The following is a 257-nucleotide window of genomic DNA, read 5'->3' on the forward strand; positions in this document are numbered from 1 at the left end:
TTATTGGAACAATTACGGGATGTAAATCAACTTTCAATGCTTCCGAGACCATGCAGGTCGAAGAAAATAGAAATGCCATTTACCAGGAAATTATCTCGAACCCGGTACAGTTTACAAACTTCATCAGTGAGGCTCGGAAAAACGAAGAGGCCAAAAAGATATTGATGAAGACCCATATGGAACAGATGGAGTCGGGAAATATGAAAATGATGATGGACAAGAATCCTGAAATGAAGGAAAAAATGCAGGCCCATATG

At 39.7% G+C, this 257-nt stretch carries 1 pseudogene; it reads left to right on the forward strand.

Going from position 1 to position 257, the window contains the following annotated elements:
• Nucleotides 1-2 precede the first annotated feature (2 nt).
• Nucleotides 3-257: pseudogene (locus tag ACRHNM_RS17265) on the forward strand (hypothetical protein); the annotation flags it as partial.

It is taken from the genome of Psychroserpens mesophilus (assembly GCF_050617655.1).
GTDB lineage: Bacteria > Bacteroidota > Bacteroidia > Flavobacteriales > Flavobacteriaceae > Psychroserpens > Psychroserpens mesophilus_A.